At 70.6% G+C, this 24,329-nt stretch carries 43 protein-coding genes; 39 read left to right on the top strand and 4 right to left on the bottom strand.

Features of this window, described 5'->3' with window-relative positions; genetic code table 11:
• Window positions 1-5: 5 nt before the first annotated feature.
• The 18 genes from OHB41_RS21175 (at window position 6) to OHB41_RS21090 (ending at window position 9,074) form a co-directional block, all read left to right on the top strand.
• Window positions 6-1,073 (top strand): helix-turn-helix domain-containing protein, encoded by a 1,068-nt coding sequence (locus OHB41_RS21175; RefSeq protein ID WP_266699798.1) that lies wholly within the window; start codon window positions 6-8, stop codon window positions 1,071-1,073.
• Window positions 1,070-1,768 carry a zinc finger domain-containing protein gene (locus tag OHB41_RS21170; RefSeq protein WP_266699797.1) on the top strand — a complete coding sequence of 233 codons (699 nt, stop codon included), beginning with the start codon at window positions 1,070-1,072 and terminating at the stop codon, window positions 1,766-1,768. The genes OHB41_RS21175 and OHB41_RS21170 overlap by 4 nt, the downstream gene beginning before the upstream one ends.
• Window positions 1,765-2,052, top strand: a complete 288-nt coding sequence (locus tag OHB41_RS21165; RefSeq protein WP_266699796.1) for a zinc finger domain-containing protein — start codon at window positions 1,765-1,767, stop codon at window positions 2,050-2,052. Before OHB41_RS21170 ends, OHB41_RS21165 begins: the two co-directional genes overlap by 4 nt.
• Window positions 2,049-2,345 (top strand): hypothetical protein, encoded by a 297-nt coding sequence (locus OHB41_RS21160; protein WP_266699795.1) that lies wholly within the window; start codon window positions 2,049-2,051, stop codon window positions 2,343-2,345. Before OHB41_RS21165 ends, OHB41_RS21160 begins: the two co-directional genes overlap by 4 nt.
• Window positions 2,342-2,551 (top strand): hypothetical protein, encoded by a 210-nt coding sequence (locus OHB41_RS21155; RefSeq protein ID WP_266699794.1) that lies wholly within the window; start codon window positions 2,342-2,344, stop codon window positions 2,549-2,551. Before OHB41_RS21160 ends, OHB41_RS21155 begins: the two co-directional genes overlap by 4 nt.
• A 2-nt stretch (window positions 2,552-2,553) precedes the next feature.
• Window positions 2,554-3,054, top strand: a complete 501-nt coding sequence (locus tag OHB41_RS21150) for a single-stranded DNA-binding protein (protein WP_266699793.1) — start codon at window positions 2,554-2,556, stop codon at window positions 3,052-3,054.
• Between the two features lie 9 nt (window positions 3,055-3,063).
• Window positions 3,064-3,342 carry a hypothetical protein gene (locus OHB41_RS21145; RefSeq protein ID WP_266699792.1) on the top strand — a complete coding sequence of 93 codons (279 nt, stop codon included), beginning with the start codon at window positions 3,064-3,066 and terminating at the stop codon, window positions 3,340-3,342.
• Window positions 3,342-3,518 carry a hypothetical protein gene (locus OHB41_RS21140; RefSeq protein WP_266699791.1) on the top strand — a complete coding sequence of 59 codons (177 nt, stop codon included), beginning with the start codon at window positions 3,342-3,344 and terminating at the stop codon, window positions 3,516-3,518. The genes OHB41_RS21145 and OHB41_RS21140 overlap by 1 nt, the downstream gene beginning before the upstream one ends.
• A gap of 58 nt (window positions 3,519-3,576) precedes the next feature.
• A complete protein-coding gene (locus OHB41_RS21135) occupies window positions 3,577-4,206 on the top strand; it encodes a hypothetical protein (protein WP_266699790.1) in 630 nt (209 codons plus the stop codon).
• Window positions 4,199-5,260, top strand: coding sequence for a 3'-5' exonuclease (locus OHB41_RS21130; protein ID WP_266699789.1), 1,062 nt, complete (start codon window positions 4,199-4,201; stop codon window positions 5,258-5,260). Before OHB41_RS21135 ends, OHB41_RS21130 begins: the two co-directional genes overlap by 8 nt.
• Before the next feature lie 77 nt (window positions 5,261-5,337).
• A complete protein-coding gene (locus OHB41_RS21125) occupies window positions 5,338-5,934 on the top strand; it encodes a hypothetical protein (protein ID WP_266699788.1) in 597 nt (198 codons plus the stop codon).
• Window positions 5,935-6,034: 100 nt separating this feature from the next.
• Complete coding sequence (locus OHB41_RS21120) at window positions 6,035-6,172, top strand: hypothetical protein (protein ID WP_266699787.1); 138 nt, start codon at window positions 6,035-6,037, stop codon at window positions 6,170-6,172.
• On the top strand, window positions 6,169-6,567 hold the full coding sequence (locus tag OHB41_RS21115; RefSeq protein WP_266699786.1) for a hypothetical protein: 399 nt from the start codon (window positions 6,169-6,171) through the stop codon (window positions 6,565-6,567). Before OHB41_RS21120 ends, OHB41_RS21115 begins: the two co-directional genes overlap by 4 nt.
• Entirely contained in the window at window positions 6,564-6,902 is a 339-nt protein-coding gene (locus OHB41_RS21110; RefSeq protein ID WP_266699785.1) for a hypothetical protein, read from the top strand. Before OHB41_RS21115 ends, OHB41_RS21110 begins: the two co-directional genes overlap by 4 nt.
• A 2-nt stretch (window positions 6,903-6,904) precedes the next feature.
• On the top strand, window positions 6,905-7,126 hold the full coding sequence (locus OHB41_RS21105; RefSeq protein ID WP_266699784.1) for a hypothetical protein: 222 nt from the start codon (window positions 6,905-6,907) through the stop codon (window positions 7,124-7,126).
• Window position 7,127: 1 nt separating this feature from the next.
• Window positions 7,128-7,478: an HIT family protein gene (locus OHB41_RS21100; protein ID WP_266699783.1), complete on the top strand. Its 351-nt coding sequence runs from the start codon at window positions 7,128-7,130 to the stop codon at window positions 7,476-7,478.
• A gap of 92 nt (window positions 7,479-7,570) precedes the next feature.
• The gene (locus tag OHB41_RS21095) at window positions 7,571-8,275 is read left to right on the top strand and encodes a hypothetical protein (RefSeq protein WP_266699782.1); all 705 of its coding nucleotides are present in this window, start codon (window positions 7,571-7,573) and stop codon (window positions 8,273-8,275) included.
• A 523-nt stretch (window positions 8,276-8,798) separates the two neighbouring features.
• The gene (locus OHB41_RS21090) at window positions 8,799-9,074 is read left to right on the top strand and encodes a hypothetical protein (RefSeq protein ID WP_266699781.1); all 276 of its coding nucleotides are present in this window, start codon (window positions 8,799-8,801) and stop codon (window positions 9,072-9,074) included.
• Window positions 9,075-9,080: 6 nt separating this feature from the next.
• Here the strand turns inward: OHB41_RS21090 and OHB41_RS21085 are convergent, their stop codons facing one another.
• From OHB41_RS21085 to OHB41_RS21075, 3 genes are all read right to left on the bottom strand, one after another.
• Complete coding sequence (locus OHB41_RS21085; protein ID WP_266699780.1) at window positions 9,081-9,512, bottom strand: DUF6233 domain-containing protein; 432 nt, start codon at window positions 9,510-9,512, stop codon at window positions 9,081-9,083.
• Window positions 9,513-9,619: 107 nt separating this feature from the next.
• Window positions 9,620-10,015, bottom strand: a complete 396-nt coding sequence (locus OHB41_RS21080; protein WP_266699779.1) for a DUF6221 family protein — start codon at window positions 10,013-10,015, stop codon at window positions 9,620-9,622.
• Entirely contained in the window at window positions 10,008-10,397 is a 390-nt protein-coding gene (locus tag OHB41_RS21075) for a helix-turn-helix transcriptional regulator (protein WP_266699778.1), read from the bottom strand. The genes OHB41_RS21080 and OHB41_RS21075 overlap by 8 nt, the downstream gene beginning before the upstream one ends.
• Before the next feature lie 172 nt (window positions 10,398-10,569).
• Between OHB41_RS21075 and OHB41_RS21070 the strand changes: the two genes are divergently transcribed.
• The 11 genes from OHB41_RS21070 to OHB41_RS21020 all read left to right on the top strand — a co-directional run bounded on the left by OHB41_RS21070 (window position 10,570) and on the right by OHB41_RS21020 (window position 15,531).
• Window positions 10,570-10,725 carry a hypothetical protein gene (locus OHB41_RS21070; RefSeq protein ID WP_266699777.1) on the top strand — a complete coding sequence of 52 codons (156 nt, stop codon included), beginning with the start codon at window positions 10,570-10,572 and terminating at the stop codon, window positions 10,723-10,725.
• The gene (locus OHB41_RS21065; RefSeq protein ID WP_266699776.1) at window positions 10,722-11,063 is read left to right on the top strand and encodes a hypothetical protein; all 342 of its coding nucleotides are present in this window, start codon (window positions 10,722-10,724) and stop codon (window positions 11,061-11,063) included. Before OHB41_RS21070 ends, OHB41_RS21065 begins: the two co-directional genes overlap by 4 nt.
• Window positions 11,064-11,160: 97 nt before the next feature.
• Window positions 11,161-11,352, top strand: coding sequence for a hypothetical protein (locus tag OHB41_RS21060; protein WP_266699775.1), 192 nt, complete (start codon window positions 11,161-11,163; stop codon window positions 11,350-11,352).
• A 138-nt stretch (window positions 11,353-11,490) separates the two neighbouring features.
• Window positions 11,491-12,495, top strand: a complete 1,005-nt coding sequence (locus OHB41_RS21055) for a DUF2637 domain-containing protein (protein ID WP_266699774.1) — start codon at window positions 11,491-11,493, stop codon at window positions 12,493-12,495.
• Window positions 12,496-12,497: 2 nt separating this feature from the next.
• Window positions 12,498-12,656, top strand: coding sequence for a hypothetical protein (locus OHB41_RS21050; protein WP_266699773.1), 159 nt, complete (start codon window positions 12,498-12,500; stop codon window positions 12,654-12,656).
• Between the two features lie 10 nt (window positions 12,657-12,666).
• Window positions 12,667-13,200 (top strand): hypothetical protein, encoded by a 534-nt coding sequence (locus tag OHB41_RS21045; RefSeq protein ID WP_266699772.1) that lies wholly within the window; start codon window positions 12,667-12,669, stop codon window positions 13,198-13,200.
• A complete protein-coding gene (locus tag OHB41_RS21040; protein WP_266699771.1) occupies window positions 13,197-13,868 on the top strand; it encodes a hypothetical protein in 672 nt (223 codons plus the stop codon). The genes OHB41_RS21045 and OHB41_RS21040 overlap by 4 nt, the downstream gene beginning before the upstream one ends.
• 71 nt (window positions 13,869-13,939) lie before the next feature.
• Complete coding sequence (locus tag OHB41_RS21035; protein WP_266699770.1) at window positions 13,940-14,155, top strand: hypothetical protein; 216 nt, start codon at window positions 13,940-13,942, stop codon at window positions 14,153-14,155.
• A 152-nt stretch (window positions 14,156-14,307) separates the two neighbouring features.
• Window positions 14,308-14,682, top strand: a complete 375-nt coding sequence (locus OHB41_RS21030; RefSeq protein ID WP_266699769.1) for a hypothetical protein — start codon at window positions 14,308-14,310, stop codon at window positions 14,680-14,682.
• A 147-nt stretch (window positions 14,683-14,829) separates the two neighbouring features.
• A complete protein-coding gene (locus OHB41_RS21025) occupies window positions 14,830-15,234 on the top strand; it encodes a helix-turn-helix transcriptional regulator (RefSeq protein WP_266699768.1) in 405 nt (134 codons plus the stop codon).
• Between the two features lie 117 nt (window positions 15,235-15,351).
• Entirely contained in the window at window positions 15,352-15,531 is a 180-nt protein-coding gene (locus OHB41_RS21020; protein ID WP_266699767.1) for a hypothetical protein, read from the top strand.
• A gap of 6 nt (window positions 15,532-15,537) precedes the next feature.
• On the opposite strand, the gene OHB41_RS21015 is transcribed toward OHB41_RS21020, so the two are convergent.
• Entirely contained in the window at window positions 15,538-16,098 is a 561-nt protein-coding gene (locus tag OHB41_RS21015; RefSeq protein WP_266699766.1) for a hypothetical protein, read from the bottom strand.
• Between the two features lie 168 nt (window positions 16,099-16,266).
• Between OHB41_RS21015 and OHB41_RS21010 the strand changes: the two genes are divergently transcribed.
• From OHB41_RS21010 to OHB41_RS20965, 10 genes are all read left to right on the top strand, one after another.
• Window positions 16,267-16,560, top strand: a complete 294-nt coding sequence (locus OHB41_RS21010; RefSeq protein WP_266699765.1) for a hypothetical protein — start codon at window positions 16,267-16,269, stop codon at window positions 16,558-16,560.
• Between the two features lie 140 nt (window positions 16,561-16,700).
• On the top strand, window positions 16,701-16,949 hold the full coding sequence (locus OHB41_RS21005) for a hypothetical protein (protein WP_266699764.1): 249 nt from the start codon (window positions 16,701-16,703) through the stop codon (window positions 16,947-16,949).
• Between the two features lie 110 nt (window positions 16,950-17,059).
• Entirely contained in the window at window positions 17,060-17,440 is a 381-nt protein-coding gene (locus OHB41_RS21000; protein ID WP_266699763.1) for a DUF732 domain-containing protein, read from the top strand.
• Window positions 17,441-17,585: 145 nt separating this feature from the next.
• On the top strand, window positions 17,586-18,068 hold the full coding sequence (locus OHB41_RS20995; protein WP_266699762.1) for a helix-turn-helix domain-containing protein: 483 nt from the start codon (window positions 17,586-17,588) through the stop codon (window positions 18,066-18,068).
• 9 nt (window positions 18,069-18,077) lie between these two features.
• Window positions 18,078-19,373, top strand: coding sequence for a PBSX family phage terminase large subunit (locus OHB41_RS20990; protein ID WP_266699761.1), 1,296 nt, complete (start codon window positions 18,078-18,080; stop codon window positions 19,371-19,373).
• Entirely contained in the window at window positions 19,370-19,543 is a 174-nt protein-coding gene (locus OHB41_RS20985) for a hypothetical protein (protein ID WP_266699760.1), read from the top strand. The genes OHB41_RS20990 and OHB41_RS20985 overlap by 4 nt, the downstream gene beginning before the upstream one ends.
• Window positions 19,527-21,146, top strand: coding sequence for a phage portal protein (locus OHB41_RS20980; protein ID WP_266699759.1), 1,620 nt, complete (start codon window positions 19,527-19,529; stop codon window positions 21,144-21,146). The genes OHB41_RS20985 and OHB41_RS20980 overlap by 17 nt, the downstream gene beginning before the upstream one ends.
• 13 nt (window positions 21,147-21,159) lie before the next feature.
• Window positions 21,160-22,281, top strand: coding sequence for a phage minor capsid protein (locus OHB41_RS20975; RefSeq protein WP_266699758.1), 1,122 nt, complete (start codon window positions 21,160-21,162; stop codon window positions 22,279-22,281).
• A gap of 166 nt (window positions 22,282-22,447) precedes the next feature.
• Entirely contained in the window at window positions 22,448-23,248 is an 801-nt protein-coding gene (locus tag OHB41_RS20970; RefSeq protein WP_266699757.1) for a hypothetical protein, read from the top strand.
• Window positions 23,249-23,264: 16 nt separating this feature from the next.
• Window positions 23,265-24,329, top strand: coding sequence for a major capsid protein (locus tag OHB41_RS20965; RefSeq protein ID WP_266699756.1), 1,065 nt, complete (start codon window positions 23,265-23,267; stop codon window positions 24,327-24,329).

Raw genomic sequence — 24,329 nt, 5'->3', positions numbered from 1 at the left:
AGCGCGTGAGCACCGAGGCTGTGACCTGGGCGATGGACGACGCCCCGATGCTGCGGACGGACAAAGACCGCCCCGACAGCACGGCGCGGCATGTCCTCCAGGTCCTCGGCGAGCACGCGCGCCCTGACGGCTCCAACAGCCACCCGTCCGTCCTGCGGATCCAGTTCCGGACCGGTTACGACGAGCGCACCGTCCAGCGGGCGTTCCGGCGCCTGGAGGCCGGCGGGCTCATCAAGCGGACGGGGACGCGTCAGGGACGGACGGTGTGGAAGCTCCAGATGCACCTGAAGCGTCCGGAGTTCGACTGGGCGGAGCTGGAGGCCGAGGCCGAGGACGCGAAGCGGCAGGCTGCGGAGCGTCAGCGGCGGGCACGGCAGAAGCGTGTCACGCAGTCAGAGTCCGTGACTGTCACGCACGGAGAGTCCGTGACTGTCACGCACTCAGACGACGTGACAGAGGGGGGCGTCACGCACTCAGAGTCCGTGAGTCACGCACTCGAAATGCGTGACGTCACGCACTCTGCGTCCGAATGTCACGCACTCAGTGCCCCCCTAACCGTCATTAACCACCAGCAGAACCACCAGGAACCGTTCCCGGGTCCCGCCGACGCCTCCGGTGCCGCCGCCACACCGACCCCCGGTGACACAGGAGACGCACCAGACGAGGTCCTCGATGGAGAGCCCGTCGACGACGCCCCGCCCGAAGACGGCGAAGCACCGGTCACCGCGCAGACGATCGTCGGCGAGTGGCTGGAGCGCTGCACCGAGCGCCCGCCGTCCCGCGTGATCGGCCAGCTCTCGAAAGAGATCAAGGTCCTCCTCGACGAGGACCGGATCGACCCCGACTGGATCCGCCGTGGCATCGCGCACTGGATGCGCAAGGGCCTCCACCCCTCGACGCTCCCCAGCGTCGTGAACGAGGTCATGAACACCACCAGCTCGGCCACGTCTCGCCAGTCCGCCGGCCCCGGCTACGACCCCGCCACCGGCACGGACCTCTTCGACCGCGCCATGGAACGCGCGAAGGCCCGAGACGAAGCAGCCGCAGCAGCCGCAGAAGGAGGCACCACATGAACAGCCAGGAGGCGACCGCCCTCTGCGCCTACGTCCACCAGCTGTGTCCTCAGCAGCGCTTCAACGAGCACACTCCCGACGTCTGGGGCGATGTCCTAGGCCCGTACAGCCTCGACGAGGCCCGCGCCGCGGTCGTCACCGTCGCCTCGCGGCAGGCGTTCGTCGCCCCGGCCGAGATCATCGCCGAGGTCAAGGCCCGTCGTGCCGAGCGCATCGAGCTGGCGAACATCGTCGTCGATGGCGACCCGACCCACACCGGCGCGGAGTCCGCCGCCGCCCTCCGGGAGATCATCCGAGCCGCTGGAGACGGCCTCACGGGCCCCAGCAGCATCGCCGGGTCTCTCGGTACCGCTGAGCGCCTCGCGCTGCCCCCAGGTGCCGATCATGGCCCGTACGAGGGCCGCGCAGCCGCTGCCCGGGCCGCCCTCGGCAAGATGCCCACCGGCCGCGACGCCACGAAGGACCCCCGCGGCCGCGCCTGCCGACGGTGCGGAGCCGCCCCCGGCAGCAGCTGCACCGCCGGGAAGCGCCGCCTCAAGGACCCGCACCCGATCCGGTTGCAGGACATGCAGCGCGCGGCCGCCGGCCTCCCGCTGCTCGACCCCGACGCCGACGAGGCCCGGATCAAGGCCGCGGCCGCCGCCGCCCTCGCGCTCAAGGAGCAGGGCCAGGAGCAGGAGGTCGACCCGTCATGACGACCCCCGTACCCCGTCAGCGCAAGCCGTACAGGTTCGCCGCGATGGGAGTGCAGTGCACCTGGTGCCGTGCGCGCGTCGGCGACCTGTGCTCGAACCAGCGCGGCACTGCCGACCGCCGCCGCGACGTGCACGGCGCCCGGCAAACCGACTGGGTCAGGGTCATGTCAACCCAGTGCCCCGAGCGTATCTGCCAGGCCCCCGCCGGCCATCCCTGCACCATCACCCCCGACGCCCACCAGGCCCGCATCACCGCGGCCTCCATCCCCACCACCAGGCCATGACCAGACATCCCGCCGCGTGCCACGACTGCTCGCGCCCCGTCCTGTGGACCATCACGGAGGCCGGGAAGCGCCTGGCCGTCGACCCCACCCCGGACGACAAGGGCAACGCCGCCATCTGGCGCGACGGAACCGGCGCCCTCCGGTCCCGCCGCCCCTCCGCCGAGCTCCCCCTCTGCGGCTGGGAGCGACTCCACATGCCGCACATCGCTACCTGTCCCGCCCGCGTCGAGCAGCTCGCCCTCCCCGTGGGCGTGACCAGCCTCGCCGAGCACCGCCGAAGGAAGCGCCGATGAAGTGCCGCTACTGCCCGCGCCGACTCCGCACGAAGGAGTCCAAGGACCGCGGATACGGCCTGATCTGCGGCCAGAAACTCGGTCTGATCCCCAAGCCGACGCCCCGTCACCGTGCCCTGACGGCACCCGTCAAGCCCGTCACGACGGGCGTCCACCCCGGCCAGACCGCCATCCCCATCCAGCCCACTCTCCCGAAGGAGAACTGATCTTGCTTCCCACCCTGACCGGAGTCGGCCGACTCACCGGCGACCCTGAACTCCGCTACACCCAGTCCTCGAAGGCCGTCGCCTCCATCCCCCTCGCCTTCAACTCCCGTCGCCTCAACAAGCAGACGAACCAGTGGGAGGACGGAGACGTCTTCTACATCCGCGGAACCGTCTGGGAGCGCCTCGCCGAGAACGCGGCCGAGACCCTTGAGAAGGGCATGGAAGTCATCGTCACCGGTGACGTCCGCACCGAGCGATGGGAGAAGGACGGCCAGAAGCACGAGCGGCCGGACCTGCTGATCCGAAGCATCGCGCCGAACCTCGCCTTCGTCATCGCCAAGGTCTCGAAGGACGCCGCGAGCCAGCAGAACGGCCAAGGCGGAGGCCAGCGCAGCCAGCCCCAGCAGGGCCAGGCCCAGCGCTCCCGCCCCGCCAGCCCGCCCGCCGACGACCCCTGGGCCGTCGACGCCGCCAACGGCTACAGCAACGAACCCCCCTTCTAGGACGGCGCCATGAGACTCGGCAACGTCCTCGCCGCCGGCATCGTCACCGCCGCACTCCTCACCGCCTGCGACAACGCCGGACACCACGACTGCGAGGGCGCAGCAATCCTGCCCTCGCCCGTCGCGCAGACCGCACCGCTCGCCCCCGACCGACCACACCCCCCGCAGCCGCGCGTACGGCCGGCCAGCCCACGCAAGACCCCGAAGCTCACGAAGTCGACGACCAGGAGCAAGCCGACGACGCACCACGTCCACCACCACGACCACCACGACTGCGACGACGACTGATGGCCACACTCCTCCGACTCCCCGGCGGCATCGACGACCTCACCGAGATCGTCGAAGGACTCCTCGCAGGAGCCGACGCCAGAGCCGACACCGCGCCCGAGATCGCCGCACGCTGGCGCACCCTCGCCCACGACATCGGCGACAGCCTCGACCTCCTCCCACCACCCAAGCACTGACCACCGAGGACAGGGGCCCCACGCAGGGACCCACCTCCGGCCACACACCGGAGCCACCATGTCCACGACAGCAAACCGTCTCCACAGGAACCAGGAACCGGAACCGGTTCGCCCCTGGTTCGCGCGCCTGTTCCGGCGCCCGAGCCGAGAGGCCCTCGCCGCTGAACCCTCCCCGTATGCCAAGGCCGGCCGCATGGCCGCCGAGGGTTTCGCCTCCGGCATCCGCCAGGCCGACGAGCTCCGCGCCGCGCGGGAGGAAGCCGCGCGCTGGAAGCGTCACGCCGACTCCTTCGAGAAGGACCTCCGCGAGACCACCAACGCGCTCGCCGACCGCACCCAGGAACGCGACGACGCGTACGAGGAGTGCGCGCAGCTCCTCGCGTGGATCGCAGCCCTCCACCCCGCGACCGCCGTGATCACCCCGGCGTACGACGGGGAGGACTCGCAGGACCTGTACGTCGTGGCCGGCGGATGGCAGATGCGCTGGACCCTCGCCGCCGAGTACGCCGGCCTGTTCCGGCACGTGACCCCGGTCGACGTGACCGACGTCCGTACGCAGTGGGACGGCCATGGGTCGATGCAGCGGGGCGAGCGGATCAGGAATCACGTCCGGCTCCTGGCGCTCGCGGCCATCGGTGACGGGTCGTCGACGGCCGTCATGACGGGCTCGGAGGTGCGCAGTGCCTGAGCCCCTACCCATCGCGTTCGTGGACTGCGAGACCACCCATCTGTCCGCCGAGATTGGCGAGGCGTGGGAGGTCGCCGTCATCCTCCGCGAGAACGGCGACCCGGCCACCGACACGGAGTACGTCTGGCAGTTCGCCATCGACCTCACTGCGGCCGACCCGGAGGCCCTGCGCATCGGCCGGTTCCGCGAGCGACGCCAGCTGGCGATGGGTGGCGGGGCTGCCTTCACCGGCTGCGTCCCGGCTGTGCCGATGAGCCGTGCCGAGGCCGTCGAGGCCGTCGTCAGCGTGCTCCGCGGCGCTGTCCTCGTCGGCTCCAACCCTGGCTTTGATGAGCGGTTCTTCCGCAAGCTCGTCGGCCCTGGTGGTGCGCAGTGGCACTACCGGCCGTACGACGTCGTCCAGCTTGCCGCCGCGAAGATCGGCGCGCAGCAGGCTGGCCCGCTCCCGTGGCGCACGCACGTCCTGTCCCGCGCGGTCGGCGTCGAGCCGCCCACCGAGGACGTCGCCCACACCGCGCTCGGCGACGCACGTTGGGCCCGCGACGTCCACGACGCCGCCACTCGCCGCCAGCCGTACGAGATGACGGTGGAAGGCCGCGCGCAGCACGCCGTGGGCATGTACGTCGAGGCCGCCATCGCGCTGGAGGACGCGGAGCGTGAGCGGGACAGGCTGCGCCAGGTCCTACACCTCCTTCGATCCGGTTTGGCGAACGCCCAGAGCGCGGCCCACGTGGTGAAGCTGGCGAAGCAGGCCGAGGCCGCTGTCGCCCAGGCCCCGGGCACGGATGGCCAGCCGAGCGATGCCGACGCCCTCTGGCCGTCCGCCGTCCTCGCCGCCCTCGACGGCCCGTCACAGCCCGTCATGACGGGCAACTACCACTTCGGCCGCGCATGGGCAGGCCACGCCATCGAGGACAACTGCCCCTGCAAGAAAGCGCCCTGCGGCCTCGTCTCCGAGACCTCTCCCGAGTGCACCGAGCACGGCACGACCAAGAGCACGCGCCAGTCACACCCGGCGGACGCCTGCCCGGGCCCGGACGCCCCCGACGCCTGATCGCACAGCACCGGCCGCCCGCGGTTGGAGACGCGGACGGCCGGCCCCACCCCACTACCCAGGAGAAGCAGATTTCCATGCAAGATCGTCCCGAGGCCCTCGACGGACTCCTCGGCGCCATCACCGAAGCCCTCCCCGACGAGGACGAAGCCACCGACCCCATCGCCTCCCCAGCCAAAGTGATTGCTGATCAGGAGCAGCAGTCCACCGAGCGCGCCCGGGCACTCCTCGCCCCGATCGAGGCGAAGGTCCGCGAGGCGAAAGCCCAGGAGCGCGCCGAGCTCCGGGAGGGCGCACTCAGGATCGGCGCCCACTACCTCCGCACCGACGTCTTCAACGCCGTCTACGAGGACATGGGCCAGAAGGCCGCCGAGGGCGTGAAGCGCGCTGCCGACGCGCTCCTCGGCATGGTCGGCCTGACGCCACCCGAGCCCGATCCCGCCCTCGCCGACCTCGACCGGCATCGCGAGCAGCTGGTCGAAGCGATGTCCGCCGTCTCCGAAGACCGCACCGCCTGCGGCTGGCGGGTCGACTGGGCCCGCACCCTGCACGCCGAGGGCGGCATCTGGGAGCAGCTCGGCCGCGCGGCCGGCTGGCCCACCGGCAACTACGACCAATGGGTCTGGCTGCCCTGGGACGAAGCCGGCCGCCTGTACGCCGCAGGCCCGTCATGACGGTCGTCGTCGCGTACGTCGCCACCGTCATCGCCCTCGCCGGCCTCCTCTGCTGCCACCACGGCGAAGGCGCCCGCCACTGCACCCGGAAGAAGCTCTCATGACCTACGACATCGACGGCTGGACCGCCCTCTACCTCGTGCTCGCTGGCCTCGGCATCGGCGCCCTGGTCGTCGCCGCCGCGGCCGCCGCGCGCGCCATCCGAGCCCGCACCGACACCCTCTGGAGCACCACGTGAGCCTGTCCCAGGACACCAGAGCCATCGTCCGCGCCACCGAGGCACTCACCGCGCAGGCCCGGCGCATCGCCGACGCGGTGACGGCCGTCAAGCCCGTCACGACGGGCCCCGACTGGATCCTTCAGGGCACCCGCGACCTCAGCATCCCCATCCCCGAGGCCCGCCTCCTCGCCTGCGGCTACTGCTACGAGGAGCAGGGCGAGGAGGTCCACCCGCACCCCGAGTGCCCGATCGGCACGGTCACGGCTGACGTACGGCGCGTCTCTGAGTTGTACGAGCGGTGGGTGAAGGCCGGACCGCCGCCGCTCGGCACGTCCATGGCGCGCTGGTGGGACGCCCGCCTCCTCGAACTCTGCACGGCCATCAACGGCCCGGTCCCGAAAGATCAGTCATGACGGCCCGCCTGGAGGTCCTCGGCGACGACGGCGAGTGGCGCGAGGTGCCCGGCATCACCTCAGTCCAGCTGCACGCCGAGGAGCCCGAGCAGGTGCCCACACCCCTTGAGCTGTTCGTCGAGGAGACGCGGCCGCTGCGCGAGGCCTACGTCCAGTTCGCCAAGGCCTACGTCGAGGCCGCCCGACCCATCGTCGAGGCCGCGGCGCGCGGCATTGAGGCGTACGGCTGCGCGCTCCGCCAGGCCGGCCTCATCGACGAGCAGGGCCGACCCGTCACCCGGCGGGACCGGCCCGCCTGGCAGTCACCGTACGGACCCGCACGAAGGAGCCGTTGACCATGGGATTCGGCAGCGCAGGACTCACGTTCTTCGACCCCGTCGCCCGCTCCCTCATCGAGGCCGGCGCCACCGACGAGATGAAAGAGAAGGTCCTCGGCGACCTGATCGCCAACCTCCAGAGCGAGGACTGGGACACCGAGCTCGACTCGCTCCAGCTCTTCCTCGACGACCCGGCGATCGTCCGCGCCTTCGCCAACAACGGCATCACCTGGGAGGACTGACGTGCCCGAAGAACCCTGCCCGTTCTGCGAGATCGCAGCCGGACGCGCCCCCGCAACCGTCGTCCACGAGTGGTCCGACGTGATCGCCATCGTCCCGCTCCGCCCCGTGGTCGACGGCCACACCCTCGTGATTCCGAAGCGCCACGTCCGCGACTTCGCCAGCGTCCCTGAGGTGTCGGCCGACGCGATGCTGCACGCTGCGCAGCTCATGCGGCGGATGGACCGGCCCATGAACCTGATCACCTCGCGCGGTCGGGAAGCCACGCAGTCCGTGTTCCACCTGCACCTGCACCTCGTACCGCGCGCCGCGGGCGACGGCCTCGCCCTGCCCTGGCACAGCGGCCGTCCCTGAGCAGCACGTAGGGGCGCGCTCACAGTCTGGCCGGACGAAGCGCGCCCCCCGGTGTTGATCACCGTACGCCCCCGCACGCCCCAGGAGCCGCGATGACCACCACCGCCAACCACCTGCACACCGTCCTCAACCACTGGACCGACCTCCAGACCGCCCTCGCCACCAGCCAGGCCGACACCTGGCCCCCCGTCATGGGCATCGCCCGACTCCACGACCACCTCCAGGCCGACGAAGACGCCTGGGAACAGCGCGCGCTCGAGCGCAGCCCCGACCAGCTCGGCGCCACCACCGCCCCCCTCCGCATCGCCATCCTCGACACCATGACCGCCATCGACCAGCGCCTGGTCGACGGGGCCGACATCATCGCCAGCCACGTGCAGCGGGACCCCACCCCCAGCAGGGTGCGGGTAGCCGGCCCCGGAGACGACGTCGCCCTGGCGCTGCGGACGCTGATCCTCAAGGACGAGGCCGACGCCCGCCGCTGGTCGTACACCGACCCTCGCCGGCGGAGCGCGCCGTTCGCCGCGGCCTGGCTCCTGGCCCGTCATGACGGGGCCCCGGGCCCGTTCGCCAAGCTCACCGGCCTCCACCAGGACGCCATCGCCACGGCCGCCCGATGGGCCGCGGGCCAGATCGACCACGCCCTGGACATGGCCCGGCAGACGCAGGCCCTGGAGCGCCCGTGCCCGAACTGCCGCGGCCAGCTGCGCATCGAGGGAGGCGACGGCCAGACCCCGACCGTGCGATGCCGCGGCTGCGGACGGACCTGGACGGAACGATCTGACGAAACGGACTGACGGACGGCGCCCTGCTCATCAGTGAAGTCCCGTGGTGATCTGCACGCACGAACGCTCCCTCACCTGCAGCCCAGCAGCAGGCTTTCACCAACTCCGCACGTCCGGGCAGGAGTTCGACGCGGTTGTTGCCCGAAAGTGTTGCTGAGCTGCGGTGATTCCCACTCGGTCGTCTATGAAATCCGACACAGCGTCAACTCTGTGCCGAAATGCCCGACTTGGAAGCAGTGTGTGAAGCATCTCAAACAGGCGGTTCGAGTTGGCATTGAGGCAGGTGTGCGCAGGAACATTCATGGAACCGCAAGGGCCCGCCGGTGAACTGTGAGAGGTCACGCCGGCGGGCCCTGGTGGGCCACATTCCGCGATCACAGAACCGGACCCACATTGGACAGTACACAAGGCGCTGCGGTGGATTACGCGTCTTCGGGCGCGATCCTCATCACGTTCGCCCGGCGCGAATCCGGGAAGCGAACCCATCCCAGCGACCCTCACGACTACGTCAACGACGACCTCGGGCGAGGTCGTCATGTGTGAGACGTACACCGAACGACAGGTCACGGCCATGGCCGAGGACCTGGACCAGTACCGGCGCCGCGACGAACGCGTCCTTCTCAGCCTCGCGATCCTCGCATGGGGCGTCGCGGCCACGTGCTACACGGGAGTCGCGTACTGGGCTCTCCACGGCAACGGCCCCCTCACGACGGCATCCGTGTGCTTCGGCACGCTGATCGGCGGCTGGGGGGTTCTGATCTTCAAGGCGTTCCGGAAGCGTCGTGCGCGCCGCCGGCGGGCGCGCCCCTGACGAACGTCACGCCACGTCGATGCCGAGGGCGGTGTCGGGCCTGCAGAAATCGCACGGCTCGGCACCGACCGTCGACTGCGTGAGCGCCAGGCGCGCTTCTTCGGGGGTGCAGGGGCTCGGGTCTCGCTGCGTCATGGGGCAGCCGCCGACGTGGATGTACGGCGCGCGCGGGTGCTGCGGGCCGAGCTTCGGTTCCAGCATGTACGTGCCCGGGCGCAGCTTCGACGCCGGCGGCTCGGCCGTCCGCTGCGCCCGCCGCTCCTGTCGCCCGTGCCGGACGGGTGCCCGGGTCGGGCGCTCGGCCGCGGCCAGGGCGCGGCGGACGGCGTCCCGCTGGAGCTGGAGGTAGGTGGCCACGGTCGCCTGGGAGGCGAGCTGCTGGTCGAGGTGCGCCAGGATCGCACGGAGTCGCTGCGGATCCGGAGGCAAATCGCTCATGCGTTCGATAGTAAGGCGTCACGACACCCCTCACCACACGACAGAAGCCCCGGCCGCACCCAGCCAGGGCTTCATCGCATCCGGAGCGTCGCCCTAGGCGATGTCGCTCACGGACGCCACTCCTCGCGGTAGCCAGGACGGTCCGCGTAGGGCAGGGCGAGCAGGCGGACCGTTTTGCACGGGTACCGGACTCGCAAGGCTTCCATCTCATCCCGCCATGAGCAGGTCGTGCATCCCGGCCACATGTCGCCCTCGTCCTGGTGCGGGGTCGGGACGTGCAGGGCGAGGATCTGCCGCTTCGCCTCGACCTCGCGCAGCACCCGGGCCGGATCATGCCGTTCGACGTGCCTCAGATACGGCGGGCGCAGCCAGCTCGCGTCTCCCAGCTCCGCATCATCGAGCGGTGTCGCGAGCCGCCATTGCCCGCGCTGGCCACCCGCCTCGTTGGCGATCCGCTCGTCCTCGTCGAGCTGCGCGCCGTACCACTCGATCAGCTCATCCATCGGTCGCCCCCGCCTCCTCGCTGATCGTGTCAACGAGGTCGCGCAGATCCCGGACCAGCGTCGGGTGGGTGCCCGGCCACCGGGCCTCGATCAGGTCAGCCGTTGCGTGCAGCTGCTCGCACGCCTCGACGTCTTCGCGGGTCAGGCTGCTGGTCTGCTGTTCGCTCACTGCCGTGTCTCCTTGCTGCTTGGCGGGGAGGTCCGTCCGCTTCCCAGGTGTCGGCGGGTTCTTCGCGAAGAAGTCCGCGACATCGCCCTCGCGCCAACGGGGCCGAGTGCTGCCCTCGCCCTCGACAGGCTTCGGGAAGGCGCCTCGCTTCCGGTGCGTGTGCACCGTCTGCCGGCTGACCCCGTGCTCGGCCGCGATCTCGGTGACGGTCATCAAGCGCGGGCTCCCCTCTGGGCTCTTGGGCACGGCAACATCCTCCCTGAACCTCTTGACGTTGTAAAGAGGTTCTGCCAGTCTGGCATCGCGACAACGAGAACGGCCCCGGCGGGAGCAGCAACTCCCGCCGGGGCCAGTCAGATCCCCTGAGCTACCAGGAGAAACGACCGTGCCAGAGCCTATCCACCAGCCCCACCCGAAGCACCACCCCACGACCTGCCGCCTCTGCGGTGTCCTCCGCCACCCCGCCCAGGCCGCCGCCGGCCGCGCCCTCACCAAGCACCTCGCCGCGCACCCCTTCCCGCGCCCGACGGTGACCACGTGACCGAGCCGACGCAAACCACCGAAGGCGAGATCCCCGCCCCCATCCGCGACCTCCTCGTCGCGATCCGCCAGGCTGTCACCCTCCCCGGCCCGGCCGGCACCCTCGAAGACCTCTCCCGCCACCAGAGCGTCGCAGCCGAGCGCATGCACCTGGTCCAGCTGGCGATCCACGACGTCCTCGGCGACGACTCCACCGACATGCACTGGGAGGCCGAGTACCTCCGCAAGAAGTCGGCCGCCCCGGTCCGCTACCGCACCCCCGAACAGTGGCTCGCCGAACTCAAGCGGACCGCCGCCGGAGAGACCGGCAGCCAGGACGCCCCGGACGCGACCGCGTGAGCCGCCCGCCCGGGCGCCACATCGTCCCGATCCTCGCCGTCCTCGCCCTCGCGCTGTCCCTCGCCAACCTCGCCCTGACCCTGTGTGGAGGCTGCTGATGGGCCTCTTCTCGCGGAGCCAGAGCAGCCGCAGCTACCCAGCCGCCGGCGTCACCGTCACCGGAGACGCCAGTCGCTTCCGTCGCTCCCGGACCACCGGCGCCCGCGCCGCACAGTCCGAGGCCGACGACTGGGAAGCGAAGGACCGCGCCCGCACCGGCACGAGCGTCTGGACCTGGAGGGGCCGCTGATGGAGCGCTTCCTCTACGCCCTCGGCATCTTCGCGTCCATCGCCGCGCTGATCTTCGCGATCGTCCGCGGCATCTGACCGCACCGGGCCGCCCCCGCCCCACCATCCGCGGGGCGGCCCTTCCTCCCAAGGAGCCCCCTTGAGCACCCCACCCGTCGGCGCCGGCCGCCGCCTCGGAGGCAGCGTCCGCGGCGCCTGGGCCATCGTCCTGCTGATGATGCTTGCCGCCGCAGCCTGGTCCATCAGCGGCAAGCTCATGGGCTGGGGCATGGTCGAATGGCTGGCCTGGACCCTGTCCTTGATGTTCGACCTCGCCGGGCTCATCTGCGCCGTCTACGCCGAGCGCGCCATCATGCGCGGCACCCCGTCCGGTCTCCCGCGCCTCGCCGTCTTCGGCTTCGTCTCCGTCTCCGGAGTCCTGAACTGGTCGGAAGGCGTCGAGCTCGGCGGCACCGTGGGCGGCATCGGCCTCGCCAGCATCTCTCTCGCCGTGGAGCTGCTCTTCGAGCTGCACCGCCGGGACGTGAGGGACGAACAGCGCGCCGCCCGCGGCCTGGTCGCGGAGCGCATGCCGTACATCCCCCTGCTGGCCTGGGTGATGTTCCCTGCACTGTCGTGGCAGAAGCTGCGGACAGCGGTGAGGGCCCGGCTGGAGACCCTGGACACCGTCACTCCGCCTGTGACGGCCGTGACCAGCGTCGACAGGGTTCCTGACGCCCTGGTGACGCCCCCCGTCATGACGCCCGTGACGGCCCCGCCCGCGCCGCCGGCCCTGCCCAGCTCGCCGACCCCGCCGCCTCCTCCGCCCGCGCGCAGGCCCGCGCCGCGGCCGCCCGTTGTCCCGGTCGGCGCGCGCCAGCTGCCGATCGTCGCCCGGCCTGCGGCCTCGCAGGCGCCCGTACCCGCGCAGGACCCCGCACCGATCCAGTACAGCGACCCGCGATGCGCAGTGATCCGCGCGCTGTACGACACGGTTCCGCCGACTCGCCCCGGCACCGCAGCCATGCGCGCCGCGATCATTGCCGCAGGCCACCCCGAGGCGTCCGACGGGACGATCCGCGGAGTCCTGCGCGCCGAGGTCGAGCGGTACGAGCCCCACCTTGAAGGCCTGCCCTCCTCGTCCCCCTTCGCCAGGGGGGCCTAACGATGCCCGTGACCGTCGTCGTCGGCGCGGCCTACGCGGCGAGCGCCATCAGCGCGCTCGCCGCCCTCGCCCGCACAGCGCCCCACGCCGTCCTCCCGGTCACGGCCACCGGCGCCGCCATCCTCGCCATCACCGCGCTTGTCGCGGCCATCCTCCACTGAGGACCTCCGCATGCCCCTGGCCCTGTCGCCCCTCGACCTGCCCACGTACGGTCTCGTCTCCCTCGGAGGCGTCACCGTTGGACTCAGCCTGCTGGCCTGGGACTTCACCCGCTGGTGGGCCAGCCACAAGAAGCGGTTCGCCGTGAAGTCCTTGAGCGCGCTCCTGCCACAGGTGCTCTGCCTGGCGTACGGCGCGCTCCTCATCCTGTGCGCCGGAGGGATCATCGGCGCCCTGGTCGACTGGTCCCTGTGGGGAACGAACCAGGTCGGGGACATCGTCCTCGTCTACGGCCTCGGCGCACCCGCGCCGAACGTCACCCGAGCCGGCCACCTCGCGCTCACCCCCGGCGGGCACGCGGCCGTCATCATCATCACGGTCGTGATCACCGCCGTGTGCAGCCGCCGAGGATTCCGCTGGGACTTCGTCCGCCAGATCCTCGCCGGGATCAGCCTCGGCCTGGCCTCCAGCATCGCCGGAGCCGTGGGCATCGTCGTCGCACCGACCGTGTCCTGGGCTGGCGACTACGTGATGGGGCTGCTGTGAAGGCGCAGCAGCCGGACGAGGAACCGGCGGAGCAGGCAGACGAGACGGCGGGGGAGTCCGACGAGTCGAGCGGCCGCAGCCGCGTCGTAGTGCTGTTCGTCGTGGGCATCGTGGCGGCCTGGCGCATCGTCGCCGCCTTCCCGGAGGTCGCGTACATCGTGGTCGGCATCCTCGGGGCGGTCGGCTGGCAGAAGTTCACCGCCTGGCGCGAGGGACGGGACGCCGAGGGCCAGGCGGAGGCCGAGCCGCCGGACGTCGGCGAGGCGCTGCGCCGCCTCATCCGGGATGACAAGGGCGTGCTCCTCACCGTGCTCCGAGACGACCTGAAGCTCCCCGACACGAAGGCCGTGAAGGCTCTCCTGGAGGCTGCGGGCATCCCCTGGAAGCCGTCGCGCACACGAGAGGGGAATGGGCCGGCCGTACGTCGGGAAGCCATCCCGCCCGCGCCCTCTCCCGTTGCCGACGACTCCCATGGTGAGGGTTGTTGTTGCAGGTCAGGCGACAACGGCAACGGCAACAACGCGGACGGCGAGGGCCCAGGGGAGGGGATTCGTGTAGAGCGCACGGACAGCGGCTACCTGATTCACGATCTTGGTCGACGTATGGCCGCCGAGATCGGAAAGATCCGCCCGGTCAAGCCCAACGAGGGCGAGGGGCGCGGTCGATGACCCGCCGCCTCCCACTCGATCGCCCCGGGCGGACGACAGCAAGATTCTGTGATCACGAGAGGGTGGACAGCATGAGCGAGCGCGTGACAGTGAGGGTCCTGCTGGTCTTCGGGGACCAGGCCGAGATCGTGGCGGACGTCCCGCCGGAGGAGCGAGAGGCGCCCGTGCGGTACCCGGTGGCCGAGATCGCCGAGGCGGTCGGGCTGGACCGGGCGCAGCTCCCTGGGGCGCGGCTGACGGCCGAGATTGGGCCTGGTGATCGACTGTCCGGCTGGCGCCGGGCCTGATGGCTGGTCAAGGCCCTGATCCGTTCCTCGGATTGGGGCCTTCCGTTTGCCCGTAGGTGTTGCATTTCAGTGCACCAGCATGCGACAATAGAGACGTAAACGGGAAGGGGCCGCGAACCCCAACCCACCACCCAAAAAGGAAGGAAGCCGACATGGCAGACTCCGGAGACCTCAGCATCGAGGCCATCGCCCGCAAGATCGCCGGGCAGTACGCGGTACTCCAGATCTCCTGCGAGATGCTCCCCGTCCCGATCGCCCTCCCCGAGGCCAGCGTGACCCTGAGCAACCTAGACACCATCCCGGCCGTCCAGCGCGTGGTCGACCTCGCCGAAGAGCAGCCGATGCCCGAAGAGGTCCAGGCCCACCTCTTCACCGCCGCGATCTTCTGGCTCACGGCAATGGACCTGCTCGGCATCATCGTCGCCAACGAATGGACGGACGCCCGCGCCTACCAGGCCCTCGGCGCCCTCTCCATCTCGGGAGACGCGCTGAAGGACCTCGGCACCTGGCTCGTCGACCAGCAGTAACCCACCCCGTCGCCCCCGGCACCCAGCCGGGGGCGACCCCATATCCAAGAACAGAAGCGACCGGCGGCCCCGAGCCGAAGCCCAGACACCCCGAAGGGCGCTCGCGAAAAGCCGCCGGTCCCACCCAGCCGAAAGGGCCGGACAACCATGGTAGCCAGCCAGCCGCAGGGCGAGACCCTCCGAGAGATCGCCGACCGCCACGGCCGGGCGTACAACACCCTTCGAAACCAGTGGTCCCGGCACGAGGCCTGGCCCGACCCGCTCCCCGAGAAGCGCGGCCGCAGTCTCGTCTACGACCCCGCCGCCGTCGACCGGGTCATCGCTGAGCACTTCGCCCGCCCGGCCACCGAGCTGGAGCCCCGCCGCCTCTACACGGCGAAGGAGATCGAGGCCCTGACGGGCGTCACGGCCGCCACGATCCGCGCCGACGTCTCGAAGGACCGGTGGCCGGCACCCGACGACACCTCGGGCCGCGCGCACCGCTGGTACGGCGAGACCGTCACGACGGCGCTGACGAGACGACGCGGCTACCGGCGCAGCCCCGAGAACTGATCCGGCCGCGCCCGATCGCTCGTTGCGCTGCGGTCGCACGGCGACCCTGGCAGGCTGGAGCAGGCCCCGTCGCGCATCCCCCGTCGCGGCGGGGCCTTCGTGCGTCATCCTGGGCGCATGCCTGCTGCGCTCCGCTTCACCGGCGAGGACAAAGATCTGACGCTCGACGAGCTCGCTGCGTTCGTCGAGGCCGCGCGCAGGGCGGACGTCCCCGGGGACAACCCGCTCCGGGCCGAGCTCTCGTCGAGCGGGAAGATCAAGGAGATCACCGTCGCTGTCGACGTCGATCGGAGCTGACGGGCATCACGACACGCTGTCGTCCGCGACCTCGTCCAGCTTCCCGTACGAGTCGAGAGACCAGCGGACTCCTGCGTCGTCCGTGAAGCACAGGGTGGGCCGGTTGTTGTGAGCGGTCGAGTCTGGCCACGCCTGGGACCGGAACACGGCCGCTCGTCCCGCGCCAAGGAGCGGAAGCGGGGTGATCCATCGCTCGCCGAGAGCCAGGGGTCCGCTGTCCTGGCTTCCAATGGCCGCGTATACCTCAGCTGCGATGTACGCGGTTCCGTAGCGGACTTCCAGGTCCCGGATTGGCTTGTCACTACCGTTGACCACCTCGGCCGAGCGTAGTGCCGCGCCCTGGGCGCCGACCGGAACCAACGTGTCCGTCATCCGAACCTGGAGGGCCTGTGCCACCCGTCGACTCTCGGCAGCAGCGCGGAGTTCCGCCCGCTCCAGCGTCAGGTTCTCCTGTTGCTCGGCCATGAACCGGAGCTGCTCGCCGATGAACTGGCGCTGCTCGCCGATCTGGTGCCGCTGACTCTTGATCGTCTGATACGCGAACACCGCGACGATGCCTGCGAACACCGACGCAATCCACGTCGGTACATCGCCCCACTGCAATGGGCCCACACCCCACCCCTCACTTCGTGCTCAGTCTCGCCAGCCAGACGCTCGCCCACCCCGTCACAGTTCCCATCCGGCGCCCGTCATGACGGGGCTGACGCTGTTTGACACCGTCGGGAGGATAGATCCATGAGCCAGTCATTCAAGTATCGCGGCCCGGCCGCCATCGACGGCGTTCAGTTCCCCGTCGTCCTGCTCCAGGAGGACACCGGCCCCGGCGAGAGCCTTCAGTCCTGGAGCGGCATGTCGTCCTTCCGCGCCGCGGACGCTCCCGAAGGCTTCACCGGGAACCTCGGAGACGGCCAGCCCGTCAAGATCGAACTGCCCGAAGGTCGCAGCGCCCAAGTGCTGATCCAGAACACCCAGTTCGACGGTCAGTCCTGGACCGTCTACCTCCAGGGCACGGGCCCGACCCCCGCCTGAATCCCCGTCAGGCACCGTCACGACGGCACTGACGCCCGTCACGCCGACATCTGGCGGGGCGGGCGCTCCGCTCGTGCGGACGTGTCGACCTCAGCGCGCCGAGACGGGACGCGCGCCTGTTCGACCTAAGCTCCCAGGTCGTGACCGATATCCCCGATGATCTGATCAGGCTTGAGTGCGCGGCCGAGACCGCCCGCGCCAGAATGGCCGGCCTCACCGGCGATGAGTACGACGCCCAGTGGCGAGCCTGGCGCGAAGCATCCACCGCCTTCCAGGCCGCGGTCACCGAGTACGCCCGGCGAGACGACGTGACCATGTCCCGGTACGAGATCGAGCAGGCCGCGAAGAAAGCCGTACGCCACGCGCAGGAAGACCCCGCGGTCGAGTAGCTCAGCGTGCAAGCGGCTCGAACGCAGCGTCACGGAAGCGCCACAACGGCCCGGCGCCCGTGACGCTGACGCGACGATGCCCCCTCGTAACCACCGTCCCAGGGGGAACCATGCGCCACCACATCACCGCCGCCGCCCTCGCAGTCGCCGCCCTCGCGCTCACCGCGTGCACCGCAGCCAGCACCGACACCGGCACTACTGCCGACAAGCCGAAGGCCGCCACCAGCAAGCCGAAGACGCCCGAGCACAGCACGCCCGAGACCGCGTTCCTCCTCGCCGTGCACTCGAAGATCCCCGCACTGGCCAAGGCACCCGACGATCAGATCCTCGACGTCGGCCACTCCTCCTGCGACGCGATCGACGAGGGCAATTCGCCCACCGCAGTCGCCGCGACCGTGGAGAAGAACGCACAGATCGGCCTCACGGCCTCCGGCTACCTCGTCGGCGCGGCCGTCAGCCAGCTCTGCCCGCAGCACAAGAGCGAGCTGTGACGTAGTTGCATTTCGGGATCATCTGCTTCATCCTGAGCGCAAGTCCGGCGTGCCCGGACATCCCACACTCGTAGATCGCGCCACGTGCGCAGCCCGAAGGCCCGCCGCCGTGCGGGCCTTCGCCATGTCCAGGGGGTGACCACCCATGGGCAGCTCGAACCCCGTCACAGACCAGGAGCGGCAGCGCGTCCGCGAGCTGCACGCGCAGGGGCGCGGGCGCAACGAGATCGCCACCGAGCTCGGCCGCTCCGGCCGGACAATTAGCGAGATCGCCAAGAGCCTCGGTCTCTCCTTCGCCCGCGCCGCCCAGGTCCAACAGGCCACCGAGATCCGCCAGGCCGACCTCGCCGACCGCCGCGCCGCCACCGCGCAACGCCTTCAGGACGTCGCCGAACGCGAGCTGGAGAAGCTCGACAAGCCCCACACGTACTTCGACTGGGGCGGAAAAGATCACGACTTCGACACCTACGAGGCCCCGGAGCCGACACCGGCCGACAAGCGGGCCCTGATGGGTGTCGTCGCCACCGCCCTGGACCGGTCGCTGAAGCTCGCCCCGCCGGAGCAGGACACCGAGGGCCTGGCCGCCGTCGACGCCTGGCTGAAGGGGATGATGCCGTCCGGCGAGTGAGGGGGCGCCATGTTCACCGCCCTCGCCGGGAAGTCGCTCCGCGCCACCCAGCTCGCAGCCGCGCGCGGAAACCTCTGGGAGGGCGCGGTCCGGTCAGGCAAGACCATCGGCTCAATCATGGTGTGGATCAAGTACATCCGCACCGGGCCACCCGGCGCGCTCCTCATGGTCGGCAAGACCGAGCGCACGCTGAAGCGGAACATCATCGACGTCATCGTCTCGATGCTCGGCGTGAAGCGCTGCGTCTACAAGGCCGGCGCGGGCGAGGTCGTGATCCTCGGCCGCACGATCTACGTGGCCGGCGCGAATGACGAGCGCGCCGCCGACAAGATCAAGGGCCTCACGCTCGCAGGCGCATACATGGACGAAGTGACCACGTACCCCCAGAGCTTCTTCCAGATGCTCGAGACCCGCCTGTCGGTCGAGGGTGCGCAATGGTTCGGGACCACCAACCCAGAGGGCCCGAACCACTGGCTGAAGAAGCAGATCCTCGACCGCGCCCGGCTGCACCTCCGCCGTGACGGAACCCTCGTTGAGAGCCAGGACCCGACCGCCCTGGACCTGCACCGGTTCTCGTTCGTCCTGCAAGACAACCCGTCGCTGCCGGCCTCGTACGTCGACTCGCTGAAGCGGTCCCACCAGGGCCTGTTCTACCGGCGGTACATCCTCGGCGAGTGGTGCCTCGCAGAGGGCGTGATCTTCGACGGGTTCGATGAGGCAAAGCACGTCGTCGACCTGGTCCCGGAGATCAGCCGCTGGATGGCGGTCGGAATCGACTACGGCACCGTGAACCCGTTCGCCGCGCTGCTGATCGGGGTCGGCGCCGACAGTCGCCTGTACGTCGCCTCGGAGTACCGGCACGACTCCCGGATCGCTCGTAGGCAGCTCACCGACGCGCAGTACAGCGTCGGCGTACGGCGCTGGCTGGCCTCGTACGAGCACCGCGGCACGAAGGGCGTCGCCCCCTCGTGGATCTTCGTGGACCCGTCCGCCGCGTCGTTCATGACGCAGCTGTGGAGCGACGGAGTACCCGGCGTCGCCCAGGCCGACAACGACGTGAAGGACGGCATCCGCAGCGTGGGGACGGCCTTCGGCGAGAACATCCTGAGCATCCACCGCTCCTGCGAAGGACTCCTCGACGAGCTGCCCGCCTACGTGTGGGACGAAAAGGCGTCCGCCAAGGGCGAGGACAAGCCGCTGAAGGTCAACGACCACAGCGTGGACGGTCTCCGGTACGGGCTGCACAGCTCGGTGAACGAGTGGCGGCACCTGCTGCCCGTGACCAGCCTGGAGGTCGCAGCGTGAGGATCGAGGTCCTCCTCCAGACCGAGGGACAACTCGCCGCCGTGGTCGGCGAGGCCGAAGGCGACACCTGGCAAGAGATGCAGACCGAACTTCCCGCCCTGCTGCGGGACCTGGCCGAAGCGATCGAGAAGCGCGACGAGGGGGAGGTACCCGATGCCGCTCCCCGCTAAGGGCACCCCGTGGCCGCCCGTCCACCCCGCGATCCGCGCGGACATGGAGGACTGGCGCGCCTGGTTCTCCGCGAACCCCGACCGCCTCACCTACCGGTACATGAACCGCCACCGCGACGCCTCCCGCTACGGGCCGCCCATGAACCGGCCGAGCACCTACCGCGGAGGCGTCGTCGGCCGTGTCGCCCGCTGGTTCTGGGGCACCCCCACGCCCCTCGGCGAGAAGCGCGCCGCACTGCACATGCCGCTCGCCCGCGATATCGCCCGCACCAGCAGCGACCTCCTGTACTCCGAGCCGCCGGCCCTGAAGGTCGACGACCCGGACACGCAGGAGCGCCTCGAAGAGCTGATGGAGTGCGGGCTGACGCGGACTCTCATCGCGGCCGGCGAGACCGGGGCCGCGCTCGGCGGCGCCTACCTGCGGATCGTGTGGGACGACGCGGTCCGGGACCGGCCGTGGATCAGCATGGTCCAGGCCGACAACGCCGTCCCCGAGTTCGCGCACGGAGACATCCTCCGCGCGGTCACGTTCTGGACGGTCCTCGTCGTCGACGGGCAGCGGGTCGTCCGCCACCTGGAGCGCCACGAGCCGGGCCTGATCCTGCACGGCGTGTACGACGGCACGGAGACGAACCTCGGCAAGCCCGCCGACCTCGCCGCGTTCCCGGAGACGAAGGACCTGGAGCCCACCCGCGCCCTGCCGATCGGGAAGCGGCTTGCCGTCGCCTACATCCCGAACACGATGGTCGCCCCGGACTGGGACGACATCCCGGGAGCGGCCGGCCTCGGCACCTCGGACTACCAGGGCGCGGAGACGTTCCTGTCCGCGGTCGATGAGACGTACACCTCGTGGATGCGGGACATCCGCCTCGCCAAGAGCCGGATCATCGTCCCGTCCGGGTACCTCCTGAACAACGGTCCGGGGATGGGCGCGGTGTGGGATGACCGCGAGGTGTACGCCCCGATGAACGTCCCGCCCAACAGCGAGCAGCAGATCACTTTGAACCAGTTCCTGATCCGGCACGAGGAGCATCGGGCCACGATCGAGGAGCTGGTGGGCAAGGTGATCAGGAACGCGGGCTACTCCGGCGGTACGTTCGGTGACGACTCCAGCGGGGCCGCGGTCACGGCGACTGAGATCAAGGCCCGCACCGCGCGGAGCATGTCCACCCGCGCGCGTAAGGCCGAGCTCGCGGCGACGGGCATCGCGGACATCGTGGAGACCCTGCTCATGCTGGAGGCCTCCGGCATGTTCCCCGGGATCACCGGGGTGGAAGTCGAGCGGCCGGACGTGAAGTTCCAGGACTCGGTCCAGGACGACATCAAGACCCTCGCCGAGACCGCCGAGCTGCTGCAACGTGCGGAAGCCGCGTCGACCGAGGCGAAGGTGGCGCTGCTGCACCCGGACTGGGACGAGGACGACCAGGAGGCCGAAGTCCAACGGATCATGCGCGAGACGGGGCGCCTCGTCGAGGACCCGCTCAGGCTCGGCGCAGACCGGCCCGACTTCGGGGAGCAGCCGCCCGCCAACGAGCCGGACCCGGCCGCGGAGGATGCCGCAGCCGAGGACGACCTCGGCGAGGACGTGACCGCGACGCAGTAGCGGGGGTGACCGGATGGCCGTCAGCCCCGACATGGCCGAGGACCTCGCGGCTGCGGTGTCCACGCTGTACGAGCAGGCCGAACTTGCCCTGATCGAGAAAGTCACGCGCGCGCTGGCCGAGGGCATCGACTCGCCGCTGTGGGTGGAGCTGAAGCTCGCCGCGCTCGGGAACCTGCGCAGTGCGATCGACGAGATCATCTCCGTACTCCAGACCAACGCGTCCGGAGCGATCCACAAGGCCGTCGCCGAGGCGTACGACCGCGGGCAGCAGGCGGCAGTGCTCGAACTCGGCGCGGTCGCGACCGGTCCCGCACTCGCGGCGGCCGAGGCGCTGCCGACAGCTCCGGCCGTGGACCGGCTCGCCGCCGCGCTCGTCTCGGAGACAGGGGCGACGCACGCGCGAATCCTGCGGACCGGGCTGGACGTATACCGCCAGGTGATCGCCGAGGCATCAGCGGCGCCGCTGCTCGGAGCTACGACACGGCGGCAAGCGGCCGAGCAGGCCCTCGCGAAATTCGCCGGCCGCGGGGTCACGGGATTCGTGGACCGATCCGGCCGCGCCTGGAACCTCACCTCGTACGCGGAGATGGCCAGTCGGTCCGCGCTCGGACGGGCGGCGGTGCAGGCGCACACCGACCGGCTCGGTGCTGCGGGGATCGACCTCGTCGTGGTCTCTGACGCCCCGGAGGAGTGCCCGCGGTGCAAGCCGTGGGAGGGGAAGATCCTCCGCCGGGAGGGCGCGGCCGGGGCCGGCGTCGAGGAGATGGAGCACGCGACGGAGGACGACCGCATGGTCCGCGTCCACGTCGCCGGGTCCCTCCCGGAGGCCCGCGCGGCTGGGCTGATGCATCCGAACTGCCGGCACTCCATCTCGATCTACCTGCCAGGCGTCACCAAGCCGCTGCCTCCGAAGGCAGAGCGGACGCGTGCGACGTACGAGCAGTCACAGCAGCAGCGCTACCTAGAGCGGCAGGTCCGCAAGTGGAAGCGCGAGGCCGCCGGGGCGATGGACGACCAGAAGAAGGCGGCCGCGAACGCGAAGGTCCGCGCCTACCAGGGCCGGATCCGCGCCTTGGTCGCCGAGACCGGGCTCCCGCGCAAGGGCCACCGCGAGCAGCTCGCGGGCGCCCGCTGAGACTTCCGGCCGCCGGGCGCGGCCGGGGACACCGATCCGCCTGGTGCGGGTCACTCCTGAAGGTCCGCCAGGCGCGGGCCACACAGCACCACCACGGGCACGCCAGGTTGCGGCCCGAACCCCCAATGCCCGCCAGGCGCGGGCGACACCTGCCCTTGGAGGGCGCATGCGGAAGAAGACTCTGCCCCGACTCGCGGGGGGCGGCTGGGCGCACCCGTACGGCCACGGCCCTTTCTCCCCGTTCCTGTACGCGGACGGAGGGGACGGCGACGGCTCCGGATCCGGCAGCGGCGACGGGGGCGGTGACGGAGGCGGTGGAACCGGCGACGGCGGGAGCTCGGGCGGCGGTGACGGCGGCCAGGGCGGCGCGGGCACCGGAGGTGGCTCCGGCAAGGACACCGGCCAGGGCAAGGACGGGGGCGATGACCTCGCGGCCACGGTCAAGCGGCTGGAGAAGGAACTCGCCGACGCCCGCAAGGACGCCGGGAAGGCCCGTACGGACGCGAAGAAGCAGGCCGCGGACGACGCGGTCTCGGCCATCACCAAGCAGCTCGGCAAGGCGCTCGGATTCGTGAAGGACGACGCGCCGCCGGACCCGAAGGCACTTGCGGACGCCATCGCGCAGAAGGACACCACGATCAGCGAGAGGGACGCGGCGCTCCGCGCGAAGGACGTCGAGCTCGCCGTCTGGTCGCGGGCCGAGAAGCTCCAGGCGAAGGCCGGCGCGCTCCTCGACTCCCGGTCCTTCCTCCGCGAGATCGCCGAACTCGACCCCTCCGAAAAGGGCTTCACCACCGCGCTCGACACCGCGATCAAGGACGCGCTGAAGGAGAACTCCACCGCGTTCGGCACTGCTCAGCCCGCCGGGAAGTCCGGCGGCGACCTGTCCGGCGGGACGGGTGAGGGAGCCGCGAAGAAGCGCTCCGGATCGCTCGCAGGGGCGATCTCGAACCACTACCAGACCTGACCTTCAGGAGTAACCCATGCCCGTGACGCTCGCCCAGGCGGCGCTCAACACTCAGGCGGACATCGACTTCGCCGTCATCGACAACCTCCGCCGCAACTCGTGGCTGTTCCGGAACATGGTGTGGGATGACACCGTCACCCCGGGCACGGGCGGCGGCTCCCTCACCTACGGGTACACCCGGCTGCTCGCCGCCTCGGCGGCCAGCTTCCGCCGGTTCAACGAGGAGTACGTCCCCAACCAGGCGAGCAGGGAGCGGAAGACCGTCGACCTGCACCCTCTCGGTGGTGCGTTCACTGTCGACCGGAAGCTGGCCAACCTCGGCCCGGCCGCCTCGAACGAAATCTCGTTCCAGCTCGCACAGAAGCTGACCTCGATGCGGACCCGCTTCCAGCAGGAACTGATCCTCGGCGACACCGCCGTCGACGACGCAGGCTTCGACGGCCTGGACAAGGCGCTGACCGGGCAGTCCACGGAGTACCTGCCGGTCAACGAAGGCATCACCGCGGGGTACCTCGACTGGTCCCCGGCGACGGTGACCACCGAGGACATCGCCATGAGCGCGTTCGACGCGTTCGACGACTTCCTGTCGCGGATCATGGGCTCGCAGACCGGCTCCGGAGACCAGGGCGCGGACGGCTCCATCCCGGCCGGCGTCAAGGGGATCCTCGGCAACACGAAGTCGATCTCCCGCATCAAGTCCCTGGCCCGCCGCGCCTCGCAGTACACCTCGGAGCGCGACGCCCTCGGCATGCTGATCGAGAAGTACGGCGACTGGGTCCTCGTCGACCTCGGCGACCGTGCCGACGGCTCGGCCCCGATCATCCCGATCCAGACGCGCGACGCAGACGGAGCGGGCGGCGGCGGCAACATCACCGGCCTCACCGACATCTACGCCGTGAGCCTCGGCCTGGACGCGTTCCACGGCGCCTCGATGGCGGGCACCCCGCTCGTCGAGACCTACCTGCCGGACTTCTCACAGCCGGGCGCGGTCAAGACCGGCGAGGTCGAGATGGGCCCGGTCGCTGCGGTCCTCCGCAACACCAAGGCCTGCGGCGTCCTGCGCAACGTGAAGGTGCGGTGA

Origin of the sequence: Streptomyces sp. NBC_01571, assembly GCF_026339875.1 — a bacterium.
Classification (GTDB): domain Bacteria; phylum Actinomycetota; class Actinomycetes; order Streptomycetales; family Streptomycetaceae; genus Streptomyces.
The sequence above is the reverse complement of the archived record's forward strand: the minus strand, read 5'-3'. Positions and strand labels throughout refer to the sequence as shown.

Excerpts from the sequence above, each read along its gene's own strand:
- OHB41_RS21020 (WP_266699767.1), top strand. The coding sequence starts at position 15,352 with ATGCCTGCTGCGCTCCGCTTCACCGGCGAGGACAAAGATCTGACGCTC.
- OHB41_RS20980 (WP_266699759.1), top strand. The coding sequence starts at position 19,527 with ATGCCGCTCCCCGCTAAGGGCACCCCGTGGCCGCCCGTCCACCCCGCG.
- OHB41_RS21050 (WP_266699773.1), top strand. The coding sequence starts at position 12,498 with ATGCCCGTGACCGTCGTCGTCGGCGCGGCCTACGCGGCGAGCGCCATC.
- OHB41_RS20965 (WP_266699756.1), top strand. The coding sequence starts at position 23,265 with ATGCCCGTGACGCTCGCCCAGGCGGCGCTCAACACTCAGGCGGACATC.
- OHB41_RS21030 (WP_266699769.1), top strand. The coding sequence starts at position 14,308 with ATGGCAGACTCCGGAGACCTCAGCATCGAGGCCATCGCCCGCAAGATC.
- OHB41_RS20970 (WP_266699757.1), top strand. The coding sequence starts at position 22,448 with ATGCGGAAGAAGACTCTGCCCCGACTCGCGGGGGGCGGCTGGGCGCAC.
- OHB41_RS20990 (WP_266699761.1), top strand. The coding sequence starts at position 18,078 with ATGTTCACCGCCCTCGCCGGGAAGTCGCTCCGCGCCACCCAGCTCGCA.
- OHB41_RS21125 (WP_266699788.1), top strand. The coding sequence starts at position 5,338 with ATGCAAGATCGTCCCGAGGCCCTCGACGGACTCCTCGGCGCCATCACC.
- OHB41_RS21085 (WP_266699780.1), bottom strand. The coding sequence starts at position 9,512 with ATGAGCGATTTGCCTCCGGATCCGCAGCGACTCCGTGCGATCCTGGCG.
- OHB41_RS20975 (WP_266699758.1), top strand. The coding sequence starts at position 21,160 with ATGGCCGTCAGCCCCGACATGGCCGAGGACCTCGCGGCTGCGGTGTCC.
- OHB41_RS21035 (WP_266699770.1), top strand. The coding sequence starts at position 13,940 with ATGAGCGAGCGCGTGACAGTGAGGGTCCTGCTGGTCTTCGGGGACCAG.
- OHB41_RS21145 (WP_266699792.1), top strand. The coding sequence starts at position 3,064 with ATGAGACTCGGCAACGTCCTCGCCGCCGGCATCGTCACCGCCGCACTC.
- OHB41_RS21025 (WP_266699768.1), top strand. The coding sequence starts at position 14,830 with ATGGTAGCCAGCCAGCCGCAGGGCGAGACCCTCCGAGAGATCGCCGAC.
- OHB41_RS21080 (WP_266699779.1), bottom strand. The coding sequence starts at position 10,015 with ATGGATGAGCTGATCGAGTGGTACGGCGCGCAGCTCGACGAGGACGAG.
- OHB41_RS21170 (WP_266699797.1), top strand. The coding sequence starts at position 1,070 with ATGAACAGCCAGGAGGCGACCGCCCTCTGCGCCTACGTCCACCAGCTG.
- OHB41_RS21000 (WP_266699763.1), top strand. The coding sequence starts at position 17,060 with ATGCGCCACCACATCACCGCCGCCGCCCTCGCAGTCGCCGCCCTCGCG.
- OHB41_RS21105 (WP_266699784.1), top strand. The coding sequence starts at position 6,905 with ATGGGATTCGGCAGCGCAGGACTCACGTTCTTCGACCCCGTCGCCCGC.
- OHB41_RS21060 (WP_266699775.1), top strand. The coding sequence starts at position 11,161 with ATGGGCCTCTTCTCGCGGAGCCAGAGCAGCCGCAGCTACCCAGCCGCC.
- OHB41_RS21165 (WP_266699796.1), top strand. The coding sequence starts at position 1,765 with ATGACGACCCCCGTACCCCGTCAGCGCAAGCCGTACAGGTTCGCCGCG.
- OHB41_RS21010 (WP_266699765.1), top strand. The coding sequence starts at position 16,267 with ATGAGCCAGTCATTCAAGTATCGCGGCCCGGCCGCCATCGACGGCGTT.
- OHB41_RS21160 (WP_266699795.1), top strand. The coding sequence starts at position 2,049 with ATGACCAGACATCCCGCCGCGTGCCACGACTGCTCGCGCCCCGTCCTG.
- OHB41_RS21110 (WP_266699785.1), top strand. The coding sequence starts at position 6,564 with ATGACGGCCCGCCTGGAGGTCCTCGGCGACGACGGCGAGTGGCGCGAG.
- OHB41_RS21140 (WP_266699791.1), top strand. The coding sequence starts at position 3,342 with ATGGCCACACTCCTCCGACTCCCCGGCGGCATCGACGACCTCACCGAG.
- OHB41_RS21095 (WP_266699782.1), top strand. The coding sequence starts at position 7,571 with ATGACCACCACCGCCAACCACCTGCACACCGTCCTCAACCACTGGACC.
- OHB41_RS21045 (WP_266699772.1), top strand. The coding sequence starts at position 12,667 with ATGCCCCTGGCCCTGTCGCCCCTCGACCTGCCCACGTACGGTCTCGTC.
- OHB41_RS21155 (WP_266699794.1), top strand. The coding sequence starts at position 2,342 with ATGAAGTGCCGCTACTGCCCGCGCCGACTCCGCACGAAGGAGTCCAAG.
- OHB41_RS21090 (WP_266699781.1), top strand. The coding sequence starts at position 8,799 with ATGTGTGAGACGTACACCGAACGACAGGTCACGGCCATGGCCGAGGAC.
- OHB41_RS21120 (WP_266699787.1), top strand. The coding sequence starts at position 6,035 with ATGACCTACGACATCGACGGCTGGACCGCCCTCTACCTCGTGCTCGCT.
- OHB41_RS21075 (WP_266699778.1), bottom strand. The coding sequence starts at position 10,397 with ATGACCGTCACCGAGATCGCGGCCGAGCACGGGGTCAGCCGGCAGACG.
- OHB41_RS20995 (WP_266699762.1), top strand. The coding sequence starts at position 17,586 with ATGGGCAGCTCGAACCCCGTCACAGACCAGGAGCGGCAGCGCGTCCGC.
- OHB41_RS21135 (WP_266699790.1), top strand. The coding sequence starts at position 3,577 with ATGTCCACGACAGCAAACCGTCTCCACAGGAACCAGGAACCGGAACCG.